We start from the raw sequence: 1,120 nt of genomic DNA, 5'->3' as shown, positions 1-1,120 counted from the left end.
GTCTTCTCCCATATCCTGACTTTATTTGGCTGTGTCCTGCCGGGCATGAACATATTGATCCCTTTTCTGATCTGGTATCAGAAAAAAGATCAGTCTGCGTTTATTGCCCATCATGCTAAAGAGTCTTTGAATTTCCAGATTACCGTGATGCTGGTGATTGCCATCTGGGGATTACTGAATGCCGTTCTGATCGGACTGCTCTTTCTTCCCCTGATTCCGTTTGCAGTGGTTTTTGCCCTGATTTTTGTGATCCGGGCCAGCATGAAAGCCAGCAGCGGAGATGAGTATAGATATCCGGTATGCCTGCGTCTGGTCAGCCTTTAATCGGTTCAATGCAGAAAATAGAGAGGCCGTTCAATGGGCTTAGCGAAAAGAATTATTCCCTGTCTTGATGTTGATAACGGCAGAGTGGTGAAAGGCGTTCAGTTTCTTGATATCCGTGATGCCGGTGACCCTGTTGAGGTGGCTCGTCGGTACAACGAAGAAGGTGCTGACGAGATCACCTTTCTGGATATCACTGCCAGCCACGAAGACCGCGACACCATGGTTCATACGGTTGAGCGCATGGCCAGTGAAGTGTTTATCCCTCTCACAGTCGGTGGCGGCATTCGCAAGGTGGAAGATATTCGTACCATGCTTAATGCCGGTGCCGACAAAGTTAGTATTAATACGGCGGCTGTCTTTAACCCTGAGTTTGTTCAGGAAGCTGCTGATCGTTTTGGTAGCCAGTGCATTGTTGTTGCCATCGATGCCAAGAAGGTCAGCCTGTCAGACGAGCCTGATCGCTGGGAAATCTTTACCCATGGTGGCCGAAAGCCAACCGGGTTGGATGCCATTAAGTGGGCGAAGAAAATGGAACAGCTGGGAGCCGGGGAAATTCTGCTGACCAGCATGGATCAGGATGGCGTGAAAAACGGTTACGACATTGGTGTGACCCGAGCCATTTCCGATGCCCTGGAAATACCTGTGATTGCTTCAGGTGGTGCGGGAAACCTGGATCATCTGGTTGAGGCTGTAAAAGCAGGCAAGGCCGATGCAGTGCTGGCGGCGAGTATTTTTCACTTTGGTGAATACTCTATCCCGGAAGCCAAGGCCTACATGGCCAGGCATGGCATTGAAA

Annotated in this window: 2 protein-coding genes; both read left to right on the top strand. The window is 50.0% G+C overall.

Annotated elements, in window-relative coordinates:
- The coding region (locus KDK17_RS17050; protein ID WP_257288633.1) for a DUF4870 domain-containing protein at positions 1-324 on the top strand (324 nt) is incomplete at its 5' end.
- Positions 325-357: 33 nt separating this feature from the next.
- The coding region (gene hisF / locus KDK17_RS17045) for an imidazole glycerol phosphate synthase subunit HisF (protein WP_257288632.1) at positions 358-1,120 on the top strand (763 nt) is incomplete at its 3' end.

The sequence above is a fragment of the Endozoicomonas sp. SESOKO2 genome (assembly GCF_024606245.1).
Classification (GTDB): domain Bacteria; phylum Pseudomonadota; class Gammaproteobacteria; order Pseudomonadales; family Endozoicomonadaceae; genus Endozoicomonas_A.
This window is presented reverse-complemented; position numbering and strand designations above follow the sequence as displayed.